The sequence below is a fragment of the Thioalkalivibrio sp. ALE23 genome, assembly GCF_000378545.1.
GTDB lineage: Bacteria > Pseudomonadota > Gammaproteobacteria > Ectothiorhodospirales > Ectothiorhodospiraceae > Thioalkalivibrio.
Genome location: NZ_KB900032.1, coordinates 193,105 through 212,723 on the forward strand (window position 1 = coordinate 193,105; position 19,619 = coordinate 212,723).

Genomic DNA, 19,619 nt, shown 5'->3' on the forward strand with positions numbered 1-19,619 from the left:
GCCTATTTCAGACGACGCTCCAGGGCCCCCAGCAGGTGCTGCCAGGAATCCCGGTCGGCGCGTTCGTCATAGCCCACCGGCATGTCGAAGCGCTCGGCGATGCTGTCGGCGTCGGGGTTGGTGAAGCTGTGCAGCACGCCACCGAAATCCACCAGGGTCCAGTCCGCGTCGGCGTTGTCCATCTCCTCGCGGAAGGCATCCACCTGTTCTTTCGGCACCATCGGGTCGGCCGCACCATTGAAGACCAGGACCTCGGGCTTCAGGGTGTCGGCCGACGCCGGGTGCTCGGTGGCCAGTGCGCCGTGGAAGCTTGCCACCAGGGCCAGATCGGCTCCGGCGCGTGCCGCTTCCAGCGCCACCGTGCCGCCAAAGCAGTAGCCCACGGCCGCCACCGGTTGGTCCGCGGTCTGATCGTGGCCGCGCAGGTAGTCGTGCGCGGCGCCGAAGCGCTCCAGCATCATGTCCCGGTTTTCGCGCACCTGCCCGGCGAACTCGCCGGCCTCGGACGGATGGTCCGCGGTGCGGCCGTCGCCGTACATGTCCAGCGAGAAGGCGGTATAGCCTTCCGCGGCCAGCTGCTCGGCGCGGCTGCGGGCGTAGTCGTTGTGCCCCCACCATTCGTGGACCACCAGCACGCCCGGACGCGGACCGTCGACCGACGGGTCCCAGGCGATGAAGCCCTCGAAGGTCTGCCCGTCGTGCTCGTAGGTCACGGATTCGGTGTGCAGGTCGGCCAGCGCCAGGCCAGGGAACAGTGCGGCCAGCGCCACGGCGGCACTCAGGGTTCGCAGTGGTTGCATGGGTGTCTCCTTGTCGAATCGCCGAATCGGCCATTCGAGTATGGTCCCGCTCCGGAATGCGAACAAGAGCGCCCGTTCCGGGATGCGTCGGGGCCGCGCAGGGGCTAAGCTGGAAATGCGGCGCGGAAGGGTAATGCCACACGGGAGGAGATCCGATGAGCGACGAGACGGGCTTTGCGAGCCTCGAGGCCCGGGTGGAGGCGGCCGACCGGCTGCTGGCCATGCCGCAGGTGGTGTTCGAGGTCTCGCGGCTGCTGGACGACGACGAAAGTACCCAGCCGCAGATCGCTGCGGCCCTCGGGCGTGATCCCGGTCTGGTGGCTCATGTGCTGCGTCTGGCCAACAGCCCGGCCTACGCGCCGTCGCGCGCGGTGGATTCGATCGAGCGGGCGGTGGCGATGCTGGGGCGCGACGTCCTGCAGCGTCTGGTGGTGGCGAGTGCCGTGACGCGCTCCATGAACACCCTCCCCGAGCAGGAGCGTCTGCCGCTGGAGACCTTCTGGCGTCATTCGGCCTACTGCGCCGTCATCGCCCGGCAGCTGGCGCAGGCGGTGGCCCCGCGTGCGGCCGGCGTGGTCTTTCTGGCGGGCTTGCTGCACGACCTGGGCAAGCTGCTGCTGTTCTCGCAGTCGCCCGAAGCGGCGCACCGCGCCTTCCTGGCGAGCCTGGATACCGCGCAGGGCCCGTCGCCGCAGGCCGCCGAGCGCGAACAGATGGGCTTCGACCACGCCCGTCTGGGCGGGGCACTGGCCGAGCGCTGGGGGCTGCCCGAGGCCCTGGTGGAGGGCATTGCCTGGCACCACGATCCGCTTTCCGCCAGCGATCGCCATCGACCCTCGGTGGCCCTGGTGCATCTGGCCAACACCGGCGCCCATCTCGCCGAGATCGATTCGCGCGACTGGGCCGACGCGCCGCCGCTGGAGGAGCAGGCCTGGTCGATCGCCGGGGTCTCGCCGGAAATGCTGCTGCAGGCGGTGGAAGACGCCCAGCACGAGGTCCTGGCGGTGCAGGCCCTGTCCGATCCGGAGGTGGGTACGCCGGCCGGCTGATGGCCATGCGAGAACCCGGGCGGGGCGGCCGCGGTCTACCGGAATGACTGTGAGGAACTTGCCATGACCCGTTGCTCCCGCGCTCGCTCTGTTCCCGGAATACCGTGTTCCGGCCGTGTGCTCCGGTTGGCACTGCTGCTGATCGTCGGTCTCGGCGTGGCTGGCTGCGCCTCGGTGCCCGAGCGGCTGGGGCCACTTCCCGACCAGCGCCTGGATCTGGCTACGGTGCGTGCCGATGTGGCTGCCGCCGCAGGTGCGCTCGTGGTCTGGGGCGGGGTGGTTGCGGGGGTCGAGAATACCGACGACGGGACCCGTCTGGAGATCGTCGCGCGCCCTCTGGGACGCGATGCGCGGCCGCGGGAAACCGATGTCTCTCCCGGGCGGTTTCGCGTGTGGGTGGATGACTTCCTCGAACCGCGGGACCATGCCCCGGGGCGCGAGGTGACCGTGCGCGGACGGATTGCGGGCAGCGAAGAAGGCCGCATTGGCGAGCATGTCTACGAGTTCGTGCAGCTGGAGGCCGAGGCCGTGCATCTCTGGGAACGACGCCCGCCGCCGCAGGATCGACGGTACGACCCGTGGTATGACCCGTGGTACCACTCGGGCATGCCCCGCGGTTACTACGGGCCCGGCTGGCGTCACCCCCGTCTGCTGCATCACGATCCGTATCACGACGGGCACTTCCGGTGAATCCGATGCACGAAGACAGATCCGGTAACCGCTGTTTGTCCCGTCGCGTGTCGGGCGTTGCGCGGGCTCTGCTGGCGGCCCTGCTGGCGCTGGCCCTCGCGGGTTGCGCGGCCACGCCGCTGGAGGCGCCGCGTCCCGCCGAACCGGTGGAGCCGCGCGCGGTTACCGCCGAGCGGCTGCCGCAGACCGACCAGATGTGGGGCGGCGTCATCGCCGAGGTCGACCACGGCCCCGAAACCACCGTGCTGGAGGTTCTGGCCTATCCATTACGGGGGCAGGAGCCACGCACCGGGGCGGCCAGTCAGGGGCGTTTCCGGGTCGTGGTGGACGGCTTCCTCGATCCGGTGGATTATCGCCCCGGGCGCCGCGTGACGGCCACCGGACCGGTCACCGCGGTCGAGACTGGCCGGATCGGCGAGGCGGAATACCGCTTCCCGGTACTGGAAGCCCGGCAGCTGCATCTGTGGCCGGCGGGCACTCCCGCCGCGCCCGGACGGGTGAACTTCGGCATCGGTATTGGGATCGGACTGTGACCCGTTCAACCGTTTCAATCAGGGAGTGACATGCAAGCCATCCAGTTCAACGAGCCCGGCTCTGCCGACGTTTTATACCTGGGCGAATGCCCCGACCCGGTGATCCGCGAGCCCGACGAGGTGCGCGTGCGCCTGCTGGCGGCCGGCGTGAACCCGGTCGACACCAAGGTCCGTGCGGGCGGCATGCTGGTCGAGGGCGCGCCGCACAACACCCCCGGCTGTGACGGCGTAGGGGTCGTCGAGGCCTGCGGCGACGCGGTACAGAACGTTCGCCCGGGGCAGCGCGTGGCGTTCTGTTTCGGTGGCACCGGCGCCGACCCGGGGACCTGTGCCGAACAGGCGGTGGTGCCCGAGGCCGCCCTGGTGCCGGTGCCCGATGCGGTCTCCGACGCCGAGGCGGCGGCGCTGCCGCTGGCGTGGATCACCGCCCGGGAGGCGCTGATCGACCGCGGCGGCCTGCAGGAGGGCGACTATGTCCTGGTGCATGCGGCCAGCGGAGGAGTCGGGCAGATGGCGGTGCAGCTGGCGCGGGCCGCCGGTGCCCGGGTGCTCGGGCTGGTGCGCAGCGATGCCGGTGTGGAGGTGATGCGTGCCCTGGGGGCGGATCACGTCGACATCCGAAGTGACCGTGCCGCGACGGATATCGCCGCCTTTACCGACGGACGTTATTTCGACCTGGTGCTGGATACCGTCGGTGGTGACACCTTCGTCGAGGGACTGGGGCAGATCCGTTTTGCCGGGCGCCTGGTGACCCTGCTGGCACCCCCCGACGGCATGGACTGGAACCCGGCGCGGCTGCAGAACGCGGCCATCCATCTGGAGCTGATGCTGACGCCGATGCTGCAGCGCAGCCGGACGGGGCTGGCGCGTCAGGCGAAGATCGTGGCCGACGGGCTGACACGCCTGGAGGCCGGCACCCTGGAGGTCAACGTCGAGGACGTCTTGCCGCTGGCGCAGACCGCGGAGGCGCACCGGCGGATCGAGGCCGGCGGGCGTCGCGGCAAGCTGGTATTGCGCATCCCTGACTGATGCGGGCCCGACCGAGGCGGGCCTGAGCGGGGAGCCGGGTCTTCAGCCGCCGAACAGGTGGCTGAAGACCCGCGCGCCGCCGATGTACGTTCCGGCCGCCGAGCCCAGGGTCGTCAGCAGGAACACCAGCAGCACGCGCGAGACCCGGTTGTGCCACCAGCCCCGGGCGTGGGTGGTGTCCTGGCGCAGGCGGGCGAAATCCGAGACTCGGGGCTTGCGCAGGAAGATCTCCGCGGCGGCAGCCACGAAGCCGACCCCGATGGTGGGGTTCAGGGAGGTCAGCGGCGCGGCCAGCGCCGCGGTCAGCAGGGTCAGCGGATGGGCCAGGGCGATCGCCGCTCCCACCGCGGCCAGTCCGCCATTGATGACCACCCAGTCGATGATCATCTGTATCCCGATGTCGGGGTTGCGCAGGAATCCGATCACGAAGCCGGTGAGGATCACCCCCACCACGACCCACGGGACCACCTTCGGCCAGCGGGCCTTCGGCGGGGCCTGATCGAGTTCGTCCAGGATCTCGTCCGGCGGCTGTTGCTGCTGGCCGACCTGTTCGGCGATGCCGGCCAGGTGCCCGGCGCCGACCACCGCGAGGATGCGCCGGTGCTCGCCGCTGGCGGCCATGCGCCGCAGATGCGCGGCCATGTACAGGTCACGTTCGTGGATCAGCGTGCCGTACAGGGCCTCGGACTGCTCGGCGAACTCGCTGAAGGTGTTCTCCAGCATGTCGCCTTCCTTCAGGCGCTCGATCTCGCTCTCGTCGATCTTCTCGCGGCTGAGCACGCTGCCCAGCAGGCCGCCGACCAGACCCATGCGCTGCCACCACGGCACGGCCCGGTAGGTGCGCCGCAGGGTCAGGCCCAGATCGCGGTCGATCAGTGCCAGCGGTACGCCCTGGTCCAGGGCGCCGTCCATGGCCGCGCGCATCTCCGCGCCCGGCTCGATCCCGTACTGCTCGGCCAGGCGCTGCTGATAGGCCCCCAGCGCGAGACTCGCGGCGATCATCGGGGCCTGGCCCTGGCGGATCACGCTGAACAGATCCATGCGGCCCAGTGCATCCGGGTCCAGCATCGCGCGCTGGCGGCTTTCACACAGCTCGATGGCGACCGCGTCGAAGCTTTCGGTGTCGATCAGGCTGCGTACCCGGTCCGCGCTGGCCCGCGAGACATGGGCGGTGCCCAGCAGCACGACCTCGGTGTCCCCCAGCTGCAGTACGCGATGGGGTTCGCTGGCGATCAGGTCCTCGACGTTCGGAGTCATGTTCGGGCCGGTGGGCTGTTTTCGGGTGATCGAATCCTATCAGGCTCGTTCGCCGCCTGCCGGTTCACGGGGCGGGCCGCAACGGCTCACCCGGGGTCTCCGGCCCGTCCGCCGGGCCGCGCAGGGAGTCCAGACGCTCCAGCACGCGCCGGCCGCGTTCACGCGCGCTGCGCAGCCCGGCGTGTTCGGGGTCGAGGTCCAGGGCGCGTTCCCAGGTGTCGAGAGCCTCGCGAATGCGGCCGGCGGCGTAATGCGCGCTGCCCTGTTCCAGCAATTCGGCGGTGCGTGCGTCGCGTTGCTCCTCCCAGCGTTCGCACAGGGCATCGTGGCGGTCGCGAGCGCTGTCATCCAGGCGGTCGGTGGCGATGTTGCGGCAATGCTGCCGGGCCGCGATCAGGTCCTCCTCGTCCAGCGCGCGTTCCAGTGCATCCAGCAACGCCGTGCTGTCTTCCTGATTCACTGGTTCGGGGTCCGGCCGGAGCTCGGCTTCCAGCTCGGCGATGCGCCGGTCGCGTTCCGGGTCGGGTTCGAGTTCGCGCGCCAGTCGCAGACGCTCCAGTGCGGTCTCGGGGGCGGCGTCGCGGGCATCGCGGTCGAGCTCGGCGGCGAGGCGGGCGCCACGGCGGCGCAGATCGTCGATGTTTTCGGGCAGGGTGTCGTCGTCACGCGCCAGCGGCTGCATGATGTCCAGCAGTCGCAGGCGTTCGGCCAGGGCCTGCGCCTCCATCACTCGGTGGCGGCGCTCCAGGGCGCTGAGACCGGTGCGGCGGTCACGTTCCAGCTCGGCGATGCGGCGCTGGCGTTCCTCGCTGGCCGGCAGTCGGGCATCGGCCTCCTCAAGGATGTCCAGGGCCCGCCCCACGGCACCTTCGGCCGCCTGGTTCCCGGCCTCGCGCAGGGCGTTCTCGGCGGCCTCGGCCGCGCGGGCCTCGATGGTCTCGCGACGGTCTTTGCGCGCTGCCCGCTCCTCGTCGGGCAGCGCGTCGAGGGTTTCCAGTGCCGCGCGATATTCGCCTTCGGCCACCAGCCGATCGACGCGCGTGTCGGGGTCCTGGAGCGGTTCCAGCAGGGCGCAGCCGTGCAGCGTGGCGAGCGCCAGCAGCACCGCGAGCAGGGTGTAACGGATCCGGCGTCGAATCATGCCGTGGTCCGCGAGGGGTGCACCCGCACCACGTCGACCGGCTCGCTCAGGCCGTGGAGGGCATGCTGGCCGAGGTCTTCCTGCACCAGCTTCCCGGTGTTGTGCTGGCTCATGTGAGGATGCTCCATGAAATCGCGAGTGGTGACGAGGCCCCCGGGGGGCGCGATGGTCACCAGGCGGGCGGCCAGATTGACCGTCTCGCCCACCACCGTGAACTGCATGCGTTCCCGGGCCCCCATGTTGCCCGCCAGCATCTCGCCGGCGTACAGGCCGATGCGGAATTCCACCCGCCGTTCGCCGCGTGCCTCGCGCTCCGCATTGATGCCGGCGATGGTGTCCAGCAGTGCCAGGCCGGTACGCAGGGCGGTGATGCGATGGTCGGGATCGGGCCGGGCCGCGCCGAAGACCGCCATTGTGCAGTCTCCCATGTACTTGTCCACCGTGCCGCCGTGCTCCGCGATGCACTCGGTCATGGGGCCGAAGAACTCGTTGAGCATGCGTCCGAGTGCCTCCGGGGTGCACTGCTGGGACAGCGCGGTGTAGCCGGTGATGTCGGCGAACAGCACCGAGCCCTCGACCGCGCGGCCGCCCAGCTCCACGCGGTCCAGGTTGTCGAGGATGTCCTCGGCCACTCCGGTGGAGACATAGCGTCGCAGCGCGGCCTCGACCTGATCCTTGCGCAGCAGGTCGTGGGCCATGGTGTTGAACGCCTCGGTCAGCTGGGTGATCTCGTCGCGCCGCAGCACCACCCGCGGGTCGTCCTGGTCGTCCGGGCCGGGCTGCATGCGTTCGCGCATGGATTCGGCCAGGCGTTCCAGCGGGCGCACCAGGCGCTTGGAGATGTCGATGGCGAGGATCAGGCTCAGCAGGAACACGATCGCGGCGGTGATGACGCCCGCATTGATGGTGTTGCGCATCAGTTCCTGCATCGGTGCCGAGTCGATCCGGGCCTCGATGTAGCCGACCTGGACGTCCTGGAATCGCACTTCCTGCCGGTAGGGTTCGGCCCCGGCCGTCAGCGGCCAGACCCCGTCGGCGTCGTCGGCCGGCGGAGACCCGGCCTCGGCGACCCGGCCGCGGTCGATGGCGTAGGCGGCGATGTGCTCGACCCGACCGTCCTCGACCAGCGAGTTGAGAAGGGTCTCCAGCGTGAGGTGATCTTCGGCGAGGATCAGTTCACCCGAGGTGCGGGCCACCGGGGCGACGGTCAGTTCGGCCTGGGCCTGGATTTGGTTGTTCAGCACCGTGCTGACCTGGCTGAGGATCACCCACGCCAGCACGCCGATCCCGGTCAGGGTGAGCCCGGCGATCACCGCGACGATCTTCCAGGCGATCGGCAGATAGCGGGGCGTGAAATCCGCGGGGCGCCGCTGTTCCGGTGGCCCCCCGCGACGGAACAGCCGCATCATGCCGACGCTCCGGAGCCGGGCGGGTCCAGTTGTTCGGTGATCCAGGCATGCCAGACGGCCTGCAGCTGCGGGGCGCGGGCCGCGATCGCCGGGCGCCGGGCCAGATCGCGGCGGAATACCGGTGCGCCGGACAGGTCCGCCATCGCGCCGCCCGCCCGTTCCAGCATCAGGGTGCCGGCGGTACTGTCCCACAGCGCCTGGCCGCCGTGCAGGTACAGATCCGCACGCCCGGCCGCCAGCCATGCCCATTCCAGGGCGCAGGCGCCGAGGTTGCGCTGCGACGCAAACGGGGCCGCGTCCAGCAGCGCCCGTCCCAGGGTGCGGGGAACGCGCTTGTAGTCGACCAGGGCGATGCAGCGCCGGATTTCGGGTGGAGCGGTGGCCGCGGTTTCCGGCTCGCTGCCGTCCAGCAGCAGCGGGCCGTCCTCCGTGACGGAAAACAGTTCGCCGCGCACCGGGTCGAGGGTAGCCCCGTGGGTCACCCGCTGGCCCTCGATGCGTGCCAGAGAGATGGCGAAAAACGGCAGCCCGGTGGCGAAATTGCTGGTGCCGTCCAGAGGGTCCAGAAGCCAGAACGCCGGGGCTTCGTCGAGCACGCGCTGCTGTTCCGGTTCGTCCTGTTCCTCGCTGAGCACCGGTTCGTCGATGCCGCAGTCCCGCAACAGACGGCGCACCGCGGCATCCGCGGCATGGTCGGCCGGGGTGATCACCGATCCGTCCGCCTTGTAGTCCACCCGTGTGCCACTGACGAAACGCGGCAGGAGCTCTTCCCGACCGATGGTCCGCAGGCCTTCCAGAAGGGCGGAGAAAGGGATGCTGTTGCCGTTCATGCGGTTTCCTGGACGGGGCCGGGCCTCGTCTGTGCGGCGCCGGGACCCGGGGATGGCGGCACATCCGGCGGATCGGCGGGCGTTTGCGGTGTCAGTATGCGTATCATACCGATCCATGACCGGTGTGTTGATCCTGTTAGCCCTGGCCGCGCTGGTGGCCTACCTGAACGCCAACTGGCGGGCGCACGAGCGCGCGCGGCACATCGCGCGGCAGGCCTGTGACCGCGCCGGCGTACAGTTTCTCGACAGCAGCGTGGTGCGGCGACGGCTGCGGCCCGTGCGTCATCGGGGCAATCCCGTGCTGCGGCGCGAATACGTGTTCGAGTTTGCCGGCGACGGCGTGGAACGGCGGCGGGGCTGGCTGATCCTGCGCGGAGCGGCGCTGGAGCGTATCACCCTGGACTGGCCCGAAGGCGGGCGAACGGTGGATGAAGTCGGAGGCGGCAGTCATGACCCTGAGTGAGTTGCGCTACGCGGTGGCCGTGGCCGATGCGCGGCATTTCGGCCGGGCGGCGGAGGCCTGTCACGTGTCGCAGCCGTCGCTGTCAGTGGCGGTGCGCAAGCTGGAGGACGAACTGGGCGTGATGCTGTTCGAACGCGGCCACGGCGAGATCAGCGTGACGCCGGCCGGCGAGCGGGTGATCGCTCAGGCGCGCCAGGTGCTTTCCGAGGTGGAGCAGCTGCGCAACGTGGCGGCGCAGAGCCAGGATCCGCTGGTGGGCCCGCTGCGCCTCGGGGCGATCTACACCATCGCGCCCTACCTGCTGCCGGAGCTGATCCCGGTGCTGCACGCGCAGGCCCCGCAGATGCCGCTGGTGATCGAGGAGAACTACACCAGCCGGCTGCGCGAACGACTCAAGCAGGGCGACCTGGACGTCATCATCGTGTCGCTGCCGTTCGAGGAGCCGGGGATCGTGACCCTGCCGCTGTACGACGAGCCGTTCGTCGGCGTTCTGCCGGGGAGTCATCCGCTGGCGGAGCGGGAGACGGTCGAACTGCAGGCGATGGCGCAGGAAACCCTGCTGCTGCTGGGTGCGGGACACTGCTTCCGCGATCAGGTGCTGGAACGCTGCCCGGAGTGTCAAAAAACCGTCACCGCGGACGGCAGCACCCCGAGCAACCTGGAGGGGTCCTCGCTGGAGACCATCCGCCACATGGTGGCCTCCGGGATGGGCGTGACCATCCTGCCGTGCACCGCCGCCGGGGCCGACCGCTACGCCCAGCGGCTGCTGGCGGTCCGGCGTTTCGAAGAGCCCGTGCCGTCGCGCCGCGTGGCGCTGGCCTGGCGCAGCCGGTTCCCGCGACCGGAGGCGGTGGAGGCCCTGCGTCAGGCGATCCTGCAGACCCCGCTGACCTGCGTGGACTTCATCCGGCCGGGAGACGGCGACGGCTGACCCGCTGCCGGTCCGTCAGTGTCGGGCCAGTACCCGGTCGCGTCCCGAGGTCTTGGCCGCGTACAGGGCCTCGTCGGCGGTCTGATACAGGCTCTGCAGGGTCGTGTGGCGGCCCAGTGCGGCCACGCCGATGGAGGCGGTGACGGCGGCTACCCCGTCGCTTTCGACGGCGGCGTCCTCTTCGCCACGCGCGCAAACCCGCACGCCGCCGATCGCCTGCCGGATCCGTTCGGCGCAGTCCATGCCGGCGCGCAGGTCCGCTCCGGGCAGGATCACGAGGAACTCCTCGCCCCCCATGCGCACGCACAGGTCCGACTGACGGCTGGATTCGCGCAGCGCGCGGGCCACTTCGCGCAGGATCTCGTCGCCCACGGTGTGGCCGAAGCGGTCGTTGAGCTGCTTGAAGTGGTCCAGATCCACCGCCAGCAGCGACAGCGGGCGGTCCTGGCGCAGACAGTCGGCCAGCCACTGCTCGCCCTGGATCTCGAAGGCCCGCCGGTTGCCCAGGCCGGTCAGCTCGTCGCGTTCCAGGTTGGCCCGCAGCCGCCGGAAGCGCCAGGCGTTGTGCAGGGCCGGAGCGGCCAGGCCGAGGATGGATTCCACCAGGGCCTGCTCCTGGTCGTCGAAGCGCCGGCCGCGCATCAGCACCAGGGAGCCGAGGTCGGTGCCGTTGTAGCTGAGGGCGTATTCGATCCGATGACGGTCGGGTTCGCCGCCTTCACGGATCTCGCCGTCGTCCGTGGTATAGATCCAGCCGCTGTGCTCCAGGTGGCCGGCCAGATGCTCGTTGATACGGTCGATCACCGCGCCCAGCTCCAGGGTGGCGGTCACCGTCTGGACGAACCCCAGGGCGTCCAGCGGTGCGCTGCGCTGCGGTCCCCCGCCGTTACTGGAGACCAGACGCAGATTGGTGGCGTTGTTGTCGCTGTTCATGGCTGCCTCGCGGTGATCGATGATTCCTGGCCGAAGCAGAAGCGAGAACCGTGCCATGTTTGCAAAATGCTGTTTCCGAAAGGATTTTTGCCAGTCGAGGAGGGCGGAGTGTCGGGTTGTCGGCACATTCTCCGGTTGGGACGGAAAAAATCCGCCGGGTCGACCGGCAAAAAGCGGCAGGATTTCGACGCCATCCAGGGTGGCAGCACGCCACGTGCACATCGAACGGCGTTTCCCTATGCTGCCGCAGCGTACAGGCCACCGTGGGAGAAGCGCCGCCATGATCCGCATGCACAACGTTGAACTGCGACGTGGACGCCAGATCCTGCTGCAGGGGGCGGAACTCACCGTGCACCCCGGCTGGCGGGTCGGCCTGACCGGCGCGAACGGTTCCGGCAAGTCCAGTCTGCTGGCCGCGCTGCAGGGCGAACTGTCACTGGATGCCGGATCCATCGAGCAGCCGGACGACTGGGTGGTCGCGCATCTGCCGCAGGAGGTTCCGGGCAGCGCGCGCCCGGCGGTGGAGTACGTGCTGGACGGTGACGCCGAACTGCGCGAACTGCAGCGGCGCCTCGAGGAAGAACACGACGGGGACGGGGCGGAACAGGCGCGGCTGTACGCGCGCCTGGATGCGATCGACGGCTGGACCGCCGAGGCCCGCGCCCGGCGCCTGCTGGCCGGGCTCGGGTTTTCCGACGCGGACGGCGACCGGCCGATGTCGGATTTCTCCGGCGGCTGGCGCATGCGCCTGGGGCTAGCGCGCACCCTGATGACGCGCTCCGACCTGCTGCTGCTGGACGAACCCACCAACCACCTGGACGTGGAAACCATCGTCTGGCTGGAAGGCTGGCTGGCACGTTACCCCGGCACCGTGATCGTGATCGCCCACGACCGGCGTTTCCTCGACGCCGTGGTCACGCATATCGCCCATATCGAACGCGGCGCCCTGACCCTGTACAGCGGCGGCTACACCCAGGCCGAGGCCCGGCGCGCCGAGGCCATGGCGCAGAGCGAGGCGGCCGCGGCGAAGGTGGCCGCGGAACGCGCCCATCTGGAGCAGTTCGTGCGGCGTTTCCGTGCCAAGGCCAGCAAGGCGCGCCAGGCCCAGAGCCGACTCAAGCGGCTGGAGGCACTGGAGGACGTCGCGGTGATCCGCGCGGCGCGCCCGGTGCATCTGCACATCCCGTCACCGCAGCGGCTGCCCGACCCCCTGCTGGCCCTGGACCACGCGACCGTGGGCCATGGCGAGTCGCGGCGTCTGCATCCGGCCAGCCTGCGGTTGCGCCCGGAGGACCGGGTCGGGATCCTCGGTCCCAACGGTGCCGGAAAATCGACGCTGCTGGCCCTGCTGGCCGGCGAGCTGGAGCCGGATAGCGGCGAAAGGCAGCCGGCCCCGGACCTGCGCATCGGCTATTTCGCCCAGCATCAGCGCGAGCAGCTGGACCTGGCGGCCTCGCCGCTGGCGCATCTGCAGCGGCAGGATCCGCGCGCTGCGGAACAGGACCTGCGCAATTTCCTCGGTGGGCTGGGGTTCGGCGGGGAGCGGGCCGACCGTCCGGTGGGCGAGTGCTCCGGGGGCGAGCGCGTACGCCTGGTGCTGGCACAGCTGATGTGGCAGGCGCCATCGCTGCTGCTGCTCGACGAACCCACCAACCACCTGGACCTGGACATGCGCGAGGCGCTGGGCGAGGCGCTGGAGGCCTACGCCGGGGGACTGGTGGTGGTGGCCCACGACCGCGAGCTCCTGGCGCGGGTCTGCGACCGCTTCTGGCGGGTGGAGGACGGTCATCTGAGCGAATTCGACGGCGATCTCGATGACTATGCTCGTGAACTCCAGGAGCGTCGGAGCCGGGATGAAGCGGGACCGGAACCGGCCGGGCCGGGTGGTGCGGCGGTGGCTTCCGGAGATGAAGCCGGGGGTGGCCCGGCGTTGTCGCAGAAGGATCGCCGGCGCGAGGCGGCGCGGGCCCGCGAGGCCCTCAAGCCCCTGCAGCAGCGCGCCGATCGCGCCGAGGCGGAGTGCGCGCGCCTGCAGGAGCGGCTGGACGCGATCGAGGCCGAACTGGCTGACGGCGAGCTGTACACCGGTGATGCCGAGGCCGCGGACCGCCTGGCGGCGCTGACGCGCGAGCAGGGCGAGCTGCGTCGCCGGCTGGAGGACCACGAAGGGGAATGGATGGAGGCCATGGAGGCCCTGGAAGCGGCACGCCCCGATGCCGGAGGCTCCCCGGCGGAGAAGTGAAAGGCCGACCCTTGAACTCGGAAATTTTCGGGTCTATATAAACGGGTGAGTGCAACGAAACGAGGAGTCATGCGATGAACGCACAGGAGCTGAATCGCCGTTGTGTCGAACTCTTCCATCACCCGGACGCGCAGAACCACATGTGGCATCCGCGGATGTTCTGGGAGACGAATCAGGTCGAGAACCCGAAGCCCGAGGACCTGCAGCGGCCGAAGGTGGATCTGCGCGAACTCGAGGTCCTGCTGTCCGAGGTCACGCACCAGCCCTCGGAATGCGCGGACGAGCTGGAAAAGGAAGAGCCGGGTCGCGTGTCGCTGATCCGGCACATGACCGATCGCGGCGACATGCCGTTTCTGCATCGCCCGCATTGAACGAGGCCGGGGTTGTCCGGCGCCGGATCGGCCAGGGGGCTGGCCTCCTACGGGGTGTGGATGGGTGCCCGTTCGGCAGGAGGCCGGCCCTCCGGCCGATGGGAGCTGGCGCCGTGATCGGCCAGGGGGTTGGCCTCCTACGCGGTGGGGCGGATTAAGTCGTAGGAGGCCGGCCCTCCGGCCGATGGGAGCTGGCGCCGAAATCGGCCAGGGGGCTGGCCTCCTACTGGATGATGAAGTTGGAGAAGTACAGGGCGTCGATCAGCGGGGCGCCGGCAAGCTCTTCCATGAGCTCGCGCAGCTCCTCCACGGCTTCGTCGCGCAGCGCTTCGCGGCCGTCGCTGCGGCGCACTTCAGCCGGGTCGCGTCCGCCCATGACGTGGATCAGCCGGTCGCGGACCGCGGGCATGTGGTCGCGCACCCGGTCCGCGTCTTCCTGTGAGGCGGTCTCCAGCTGGATGTTCGTCTGCAGGTAACGGGCCGCGCCGGGGTCCTCGAGGTTGACCACCAGGCTGTCCAGGGTTACGTAGCGCGAATCGCCGTCTTCCGCTGAGGCCGGGACGGCGGCCAGCGCCAGCAATACAAGCAGGATCAGGGCCGGGAGCCCGGTGCGGGAGGCGGCCTGTTTCACGGATCGGGGCATCATGTCGGTCTCGGTTCGGGGATGGATGTCGCGACCGCCGCTGCGCGGCGATGGGGCTGCTGGCGGAAGTAACCCGCCATTTCCTCGTAGACCGCGGGCAGGTCCCGCCGCAGGCGGTCGGGCTCGAAGAAGAAGGCCTCGGCGGCCACCGCGAGGAATTCCTCGGGCGCGGTGGCGGCATAGGGATCCAGCGGCAGATCGTCCTCGGATACGCCCGGGGCGTCGACCCGGGTATTGAACCATTCCCAGGCCTCGCTGAAGGCGGCGGTCCAGGCGGCCGGGTCGCGGTCGCGCGGCAGCGGCGGGAAGCCGTTCACGTCGCCGTTGCCGCCGTCCAGGATATGCGTCACCTCGTGCACCACCACCGCGCCGTGCTCGAGGACGTCATTCCACGACAGGATCACCGGGCCGCGCTCCCAGGCCTCACCGGCCTGGGGCATCGCCCCCCGGTGCACGATGCCGTCCTCGTCCACCCATTCGTGATCGGGCACGAAGGTGTCGGGGTAGATCAGCACGGTATGCCAGTCGCGGTAGGGTTCCAGCCCCAGTTCCAGGACCGGCAGGGCGGCGTAGGCGGCGATCACGTGGCATTGCCAGGGTTCCGGTTCGTGGTCGATCCCGACGAACTCCTTGCTGCCCAGCAGCCCCTCGATGCGTTCACGCAGGCGCTCGGCCTCCGCCGAGTTCAGGGTGCGGATAAACGGGACCCGCCGGCGCAGGTCGGTCCATTCGGTGTCCGCCAGGGTCACGCGCCGCCCGTCGCCCGCCCGGGGCGGGCGGCCCAGGCTGCGCAGCCAGTCTCCCAGGCGTCGGGGCAGGGGCAGGTTCACGATGGATGCGGATCCGAAGGGATGAATGACCAAACTGCCAGAACCCGGGCGCGCTGCAAAGCGCACCCCGGGAAGTGCACGGGAAAGCGCGGGGTTCGGCCTGCGGTTACCCCAGGGCCTGGCAGAGGTCGTCGATCAGGTCCTGCGGGTCTTCCAGGCCGACCGACAGGCGCACCATCGAACCGGTGATCCCGCGGCGTTCGCGTTCCTCCGGTGACACGCCGTGATGGGTGGTGGTGACCGGCTGGGTCACCAGGCTTTCGGTGCCGCCCAGACTGGGGGCGATGGCGAACAGGCGCAGGCGGTCGACCACCGCGCTGGTACCGTCAGTGTCGGCATCCAGCTCCAGGGTCAGCATGCCGCCGAAGCCGTGCATCTGCTCGCACGCGAGCGCATGGCCGGGATCCTCCGGCAGGCCCGGGTAGCGCACGCGCGCGACCTTCGGATGGCCCTGCATCGCCTCGGCGATGGCCCGGGCCGCGGCGTTCTGGTGGCGGACCCGCACCACCAGCGTGTGCAGGCTGCGGGCCAGCTGCGCGCAGGTCTCCGGGGAGGGCGTGGAGCCCAGGTTCTTGCGCCAGCCAGCCACGGTCCCGATGTTCTCCGTCGAGCCCATCAGGGCCCCGGCGGTCAGGTCGGAATGCCCGCCAAGGTACTTGGTGGCGCTGTGGCTGACCAGGTCCGCCCCCAGTGCCAGCGGGTTCTGGTTCACCGGTGAGGCAAAGGTGTTGTCGACCGCGAGCAGCGCGCCATGGGCGTGCGCCCGCTCGGCGATCTTGCCGATCGGAAACACCTCCAGCGCCGGGTTGGTCGGGGTCTCCAGGAACACCAGTCCGGCGCCCTGTTCCAGGCAGGCGTCCAGGCGCTCGAGCTCGTCGCCCAGCAGGAACTGCGTGCGGATGCCGAGCTGCGGCAGCTGCTCGGCCAGCAGCTCCATGGTCCCGCCGTAGGCATCTCCGATGCAGACGACCCCCTCGCGGCCCAGGGCCAGGAACAGCGCGGTCTCCGCCGCCATGCCCGAACTGAATACCAGCGCGGCCTCGGCTCCTTCGAGGCTGGCGAGCTTGGATTCCACGCTGCGGATGGTCGGATTCATGCCGTAGCGGGTGTACAGGCTCCCGCTGGAGCGTCCTTCGACCACGTCGAGGATTGCCGCGGTGGAGCGGTACTTGAAGGTGGTCGTCGGGTAGATCGGCGTCAGCGCGCTGCCATGGGCATCGCCGATCTCGCCGGCGTGGACGCAGCGGGTGGACAGGCGGCGGTCGTCGGATTCGGCCATCGACAGGCTCCCGGTCGCGAGGGGTGTGGTTCGGCTCAGGCACGCCTGGCCGCGCCGGGGCATTCTAACCGTCGGTCAGGCGTGGCGCAGGGTGCCGTCGAAATAGCGCTGCAGGAAGGTATCGAAGTCCAGGGTGTCGGCGGCCTCGATCTCGGCCTGTTCGGCCAGGCTCTGGCGCGCCAGGGCCTCCAGCATGTCGGCGCGCGGCAGCGGCCCGTTGGAGCGGAACGCCTCGCGGTGCTGGGCCGACAGGCGCCGGGCGTGCACGTGGAACCCCTCCTCGCGCGCCATCATGTCCTCCAGCATGCGCGCCGACGGGGTCAGGTCGGCCTGCTCGACCTTGCCCCACTGCTCGCTGAGGGCGCGGCGATAGGGGTCGCCCGGACGGTCCTGGTCGAGCACGGCGGCCACCGGGCGCATCAGCGCCAGGAGTTCGCGCGCCCAGTCTGTCAGCGCGGTATCGCCCTGCGGACGCTGGAGTTCCAGTCCGGGGCGCCGGCCGTAATGCGCCACCTGCAGCAGGTTGGCGTCGATCGCGTCCAGCTCGCCCGGGCCGAACGCGGGGCTGGGCTGCAGCAGGCAGGCGAGGGCGAAGGTCTCGAGAAAGCGCAGCTGGGTCTCGTCCACGCCGAGCGGGTGCTGGGCGTTGATGTCGACCGAACGCAGCTCCACGTACTCGATGCCGCGCGCCTCCAGCGCGTCGGTGGGCTTCTCGAAGCGCTCCAGCGGCTGTTTGGGCCGCACGGTGGAGTAGTATTCGTTCTCGATCTGCAGGATGTTGGCGTTGAGCTGGCGGTATTCCCCGTCGACCTTGACCCCCAGTGCCTCCCATTCCGGGCTGGGGGTGTTGATCGCGCAGCGCAGCGAATCCACGTACCCGGCCAGCGAGTTGTAGTCCGCCTTGATGCCGGTGTCCGCCTCCTTGCGGTTGGTGTAGCCGATGTCGCCCATGCGCAGGCTGGTGGCATGCGGCAGGTAGCTGGTGTCGTCGTCGAAGTCCTCCAGCGTGGTGCCGTGTCCCTCGAGAAACGAGTTGCAGACCGCCGGCGAGGCGCCGAACAGATACGGTACCATCCAGCCAAAGCGCAGCAGGTTGCGGATCATCCCCATCATGCGCGCGTCGCGGAACTCGCGGGTGTCGGTCTCGCCCAGCACCTCGGCCAGCGCCGGCCAGAACTCCTCGCGCGGGGAGTAGTTGAAATGCACCCCGGCGATCACCTGCATCTTGCGCCCGTAGCGGTGGCCCAGGCCCAGGCGATAGACGGTCTTCATGCGGCCGGCGTTGGAGGGCCCGTAGTCGGCCACCGGGATCGCCGAGTCATCGGCGGTTACGCAGGGCATGGAGGTGGACCACAGGATCTCGTCGCCCACGCTGGCCGCGGCGAACGCCTGCAGGTCGTGGAGGAAGCCGAGGGTCTCGCGCACGTCGTCGAACGGCGGGGTCACGAACTCCAGCAGGGCCTCGGAGTAGTCGGTGGTGATGTACGGATGGGTCAGCGCCGAACCCAGTGCCGGAGGATGCGGCGTGCGCGCCGGCGCGCCGTCCGCGCCGACACGCAGGGTTTCCTTCTCCAGGCCGATGCGGCCATGCAGGCTGCCGGCGGGGAGCCGTTCCGCCAGTCGCGCCACCAGAGCCTGCAGATTGCGTTCGTCGCTTCCCACGTGCGGACCGCCTTGCTGGATCGAACTTGCTGGATGAAGGGGCGAAAAATACCGGAATGTGCCGCTCCGGTCACCGGGCCGGGGGTGCCGGTTCTCTTCTTTCGCCTCTGCCGGCATATTAGAGCTGGCTGATATTAGAGAGGGAGGCCGGCATGAGCAAGAACCCGGAGGAGGAGGATCCGCGCGAGCTGAGTGACCGCGTGATCGATTTCCTGCGCGCCCCGGCCACCCTGCTGTTCCTGGTCGGCCTGGTCGTCGGGGGGCTGGCGATGCACCTGTTCACCGAGCCGGAGGTCCCGGAGGGCATGCTGCTGGTCACGGTCCACAACGACACTGACGAGATGATCGAGGCGATCCATTTCAGTTTCAGCCACGGTCAGAGCCTGACGGAGATGCGCGAAGGTCGTATCCGGCCGGGCGAGCGCCGCGACGTGGCGCTCAACCATCCCCCGGCGGCCGGCTTCAACATGGAGGTGCGCTACGCCGACGGCGAGGAGCAGGCGTTCTGCGCCAACCGTGGCGTGGAAGGCCGGCGTCAGGAGGTCCGCCTCTACCGTTGAACCGGGCAGCGCGGTTTCTGGACAGGGCGCAAGGCCGTGAATAGACTCTGCACCTGCTCAGGGGAGTAGTCACCCCGTCCGCGCGTGACGGGGGCCTGCGTCAACATCATTGGCCCGCACGGGCCGTGGCGCAGGCAGCCGCATCCGGCCCGACGAGACCTGTGGCATGGACCTCCGGCCCGCCGTAACGGCGGCGGGCGTGCTCGTGGCCGGGCGGCGGGGGTCGATGCCACCGGTCATCGCCCGCCCGGCCCGGATCGCCCGTCATGGAACTCTTTCTCCTTTCCGTCTTCGCCGTGGCCGTGGCCGAGATCGGCGACCGGTCGATGTTCCTCGCCGCGCTGTTCGGCCTGCGCTGCAACCGCCTGTGGCCGGTGTTCTGGGGCATGGCTGCCGGGCTGTTCGCCAACCAGCTGGTGTCGGCCGTGGCCGGGGTGTGGCTGTTCTCGGTGATCGACACCGACTGGCACCTGTGGCTGGTCGCGATCGCGTTTCTCGCCATGGCGGTCTGGGTGCTGATCCCGGAGGACGACGAGGACGGGGTGCCGGAGAACCCCTGCGCCCGCAGTCTGTTCTTCACCGCTGCGACCACCTTCTTCCTGTTCGAGATGGCGGACAAGACCCAGCTGGCGGTAGTCGCGCTGGCCGGTGCCTCGGGCAGCCTGGTGCCGGTGGTGCTGGGTGCGACCCTGGGGATCCTGCTGATTACCGTGCCCGGGCTGCTGCTGGGGCGGCGTTTTGCCGAGCGCATGCCGGTGCGCACGCTGCGCTGGTTCGCCGCGGCGCTGTTCCTGCTGATCGGTCTGTGGACCCTGCTGGAGGCGCTGGGATGGATGCCCGATCTCGGCATGCCGGACTTCTCCGGCGCCCTGCTGGAGGCCGCCGGCCGGAGCGGCGAGTGATTCCGGCGAGGAGGGTCGACACCGTTCGTTTTTGTCGTCGGGTTTTCGCGAAAATCCGCGATTTT

General features: G+C 69.8%; 20 protein-coding genes and 1 riboswitch. Of the genes, 10 read left to right on the forward strand and 10 right to left on the reverse strand.

Features of this window, described 5'->3' with window-relative positions:
- Nucleotides 1-2 precede the first annotated feature (2 nt).
- On the reverse strand, nucleotides 3-800 hold the full coding sequence (locus F573_RS0104580; protein WP_019021618.1) for a dienelactone hydrolase family protein: 798 nt from the start codon (nucleotides 798-800) through the stop codon (nucleotides 3-5).
- Between the two features lie 155 nt (nucleotides 801-955).
- On the opposite strand from F573_RS0104580, the gene F573_RS0104585 reads away from it, so the two are divergent.
- From F573_RS0104585 to F573_RS0104600, 4 genes are all read left to right on the forward strand, one after another.
- Nucleotides 956-1,849, forward strand: coding sequence for an HDOD domain-containing protein (locus tag F573_RS0104585; RefSeq protein ID WP_018869119.1), 894 nt, complete (start codon nucleotides 956-958; stop codon nucleotides 1,847-1,849).
- A gap of 63 nt (nucleotides 1,850-1,912) precedes the next feature.
- Nucleotides 1,913-2,539: a Slp family lipoprotein gene (locus F573_RS0104590; RefSeq protein ID WP_304412362.1), complete on the forward strand. Its 627-nt coding sequence runs from the start codon at nucleotides 1,913-1,915 to the stop codon at nucleotides 2,537-2,539.
- A gap of 47 nt (nucleotides 2,540-2,586) precedes the next feature.
- Nucleotides 2,587-3,072: a Slp family lipoprotein gene (locus F573_RS0104595; RefSeq protein ID WP_018869121.1), complete on the forward strand. Its 486-nt coding sequence runs from the start codon at nucleotides 2,587-2,589 to the stop codon at nucleotides 3,070-3,072.
- Nucleotides 3,073-3,102: 30 nt separating this feature from the next.
- On the forward strand, nucleotides 3,103-4,101 hold the full coding sequence (locus F573_RS0104600; RefSeq protein ID WP_019021620.1) for a zinc-binding dehydrogenase: 999 nt from the start codon (nucleotides 3,103-3,105) through the stop codon (nucleotides 4,099-4,101).
- A 42-nt stretch (nucleotides 4,102-4,143) separates the two neighbouring features.
- Here the strand turns inward: F573_RS0104600 and F573_RS0104605 are convergent, their stop codons facing one another.
- The 4 genes from F573_RS0104605 to F573_RS0104620 form a co-directional block, all read right to left on the reverse strand.
- Nucleotides 4,144-5,358 (reverse strand): TraB/GumN family protein, encoded by a 1,215-nt coding sequence (locus tag F573_RS0104605; RefSeq protein WP_018869123.1) that lies wholly within the window; start codon nucleotides 5,356-5,358, stop codon nucleotides 4,144-4,146.
- Nucleotides 5,359-5,422: 64 nt separating this feature from the next.
- Nucleotides 5,423-6,499 carry a tetratricopeptide repeat protein gene (locus tag F573_RS0104610; protein WP_019021621.1) on the reverse strand — a complete coding sequence of 359 codons (1,077 nt, stop codon included), beginning with the start codon at nucleotides 6,497-6,499 and terminating at the stop codon, nucleotides 5,423-5,425.
- Nucleotides 6,496-7,908: an adenylate/guanylate cyclase domain-containing protein gene (locus F573_RS0104615; RefSeq protein WP_019021622.1), complete on the reverse strand. Its 1,413-nt coding sequence runs from the start codon at nucleotides 7,906-7,908 to the stop codon at nucleotides 6,496-6,498. Before F573_RS0104615 ends, F573_RS0104610 begins: the two co-directional genes overlap by 4 nt.
- On the reverse strand, nucleotides 7,905-8,738 hold the full coding sequence (locus F573_RS0104620; RefSeq protein WP_019021623.1) for an inositol monophosphatase family protein: 834 nt from the start codon (nucleotides 8,736-8,738) through the stop codon (nucleotides 7,905-7,907). The genes F573_RS0104615 and F573_RS0104620 overlap by 4 nt, the downstream gene beginning before the upstream one ends.
- Nucleotides 8,739-8,853: 115 nt before the next feature.
- Here F573_RS0104620 and F573_RS0104625 point away from each other — a divergent pair, with 115 nt between their 5' ends.
- Complete coding sequence (locus F573_RS0104625) at nucleotides 8,854-9,201, forward strand: DUF3301 domain-containing protein (RefSeq protein ID WP_018869127.1); 348 nt, start codon at nucleotides 8,854-8,856, stop codon at nucleotides 9,199-9,201.
- Complete coding sequence (locus F573_RS0104630; RefSeq protein ID WP_019021624.1) at nucleotides 9,188-10,132, forward strand: hydrogen peroxide-inducible genes activator; 945 nt, start codon at nucleotides 9,188-9,190, stop codon at nucleotides 10,130-10,132. Before F573_RS0104625 ends, F573_RS0104630 begins: the two co-directional genes overlap by 14 nt.
- A gap of 15 nt (nucleotides 10,133-10,147) precedes the next feature.
- Here F573_RS0104630 and F573_RS0104635 read toward each other — a convergent pair whose 3' ends face one another.
- Nucleotides 10,148-11,065 (reverse strand): GGDEF domain-containing protein, encoded by a 918-nt coding sequence (locus F573_RS0104635; protein ID WP_019021625.1) that lies wholly within the window; start codon nucleotides 11,063-11,065, stop codon nucleotides 10,148-10,150.
- A 280-nt stretch (nucleotides 11,066-11,345) separates the two neighbouring features.
- Here F573_RS0104635 and F573_RS0104640 point away from each other — a divergent pair, with 280 nt between their 5' ends.
- Together F573_RS0104640 and F573_RS0104645 are read left to right on the forward strand one after the other, a co-directional pair.
- Nucleotides 11,346-13,307 carry an ABC-F family ATP-binding cassette domain-containing protein gene (locus F573_RS0104640; RefSeq protein ID WP_019021626.1) on the forward strand — a complete coding sequence of 654 codons (1,962 nt, stop codon included), beginning with the start codon at nucleotides 11,346-11,348 and terminating at the stop codon, nucleotides 13,305-13,307.
- 74 nt (nucleotides 13,308-13,381) lie between these two features.
- Nucleotides 13,382-13,678 carry a hypothetical protein gene (locus tag F573_RS0104645; protein WP_018869131.1) on the forward strand — a complete coding sequence of 99 codons (297 nt, stop codon included), beginning with the start codon at nucleotides 13,382-13,384 and terminating at the stop codon, nucleotides 13,676-13,678.
- 223 nt (nucleotides 13,679-13,901) lie between these two features.
- Here F573_RS0104645 and fliL read toward each other — a convergent pair whose 3' ends face one another.
- The 4 genes from fliL to gshA all read right to left on the reverse strand — a co-directional run bounded on the left by fliL (nucleotide 13,902) and on the right by gshA (nucleotide 18,092).
- A complete protein-coding gene (gene fliL, locus F573_RS0104650) occupies nucleotides 13,902-14,324 on the reverse strand; it encodes a flagellar basal body-associated protein FliL (RefSeq protein ID WP_018869132.1) in 423 nt (140 codons plus the stop codon).
- Nucleotides 14,321-15,151 carry a M90 family metallopeptidase gene (locus tag F573_RS0104655; RefSeq protein ID WP_051075368.1) on the reverse strand — a complete coding sequence of 277 codons (831 nt, stop codon included), beginning with the start codon at nucleotides 15,149-15,151 and terminating at the stop codon, nucleotides 14,321-14,323. The genes fliL and F573_RS0104655 overlap by 4 nt, the downstream gene beginning before the upstream one ends.
- A 106-nt stretch (nucleotides 15,152-15,257) precedes the next feature.
- Nucleotides 15,258-16,430: a PLP-dependent aspartate aminotransferase family protein gene (locus F573_RS0104660; protein WP_019021628.1), complete on the reverse strand. Its 1,173-nt coding sequence runs from the start codon at nucleotides 16,428-16,430 to the stop codon at nucleotides 15,258-15,260.
- A gap of 75 nt (nucleotides 16,431-16,505) precedes the next feature.
- Nucleotides 16,506-18,092, reverse strand: a complete 1,587-nt coding sequence (gene gshA, locus F573_RS0104665; protein WP_019021629.1) for a glutamate--cysteine ligase — start codon at nucleotides 18,090-18,092, stop codon at nucleotides 16,506-16,508.
- 152 nt (nucleotides 18,093-18,244) lie between these two features.
- On the opposite strand from gshA, the gene F573_RS0104670 reads away from it, so the two are divergent.
- Together F573_RS0104670 and F573_RS0104675 are read left to right on the forward strand one after the other, a co-directional pair.
- Nucleotides 18,245-18,652 carry a hypothetical protein gene (locus F573_RS0104670; protein WP_019021630.1) on the forward strand — a complete coding sequence of 136 codons (408 nt, stop codon included), beginning with the start codon at nucleotides 18,245-18,247 and terminating at the stop codon, nucleotides 18,650-18,652.
- Nucleotides 18,653-18,702: 50 nt separating this feature from the next.
- A riboswitch (yybP-ykoY riboswitch) is annotated at nucleotides 18,703-18,802 on the forward strand.
- A gap of 116 nt (nucleotides 18,803-18,918) precedes the next feature.
- Nucleotides 18,919-19,554: a TMEM165/GDT1 family protein gene (locus tag F573_RS0104675; RefSeq protein ID WP_019021631.1), complete on the forward strand. Its 636-nt coding sequence runs from the start codon at nucleotides 18,919-18,921 to the stop codon at nucleotides 19,552-19,554.
- The last annotated feature ends 65 nt before the right edge of the window (nucleotides 19,555-19,619 follow it).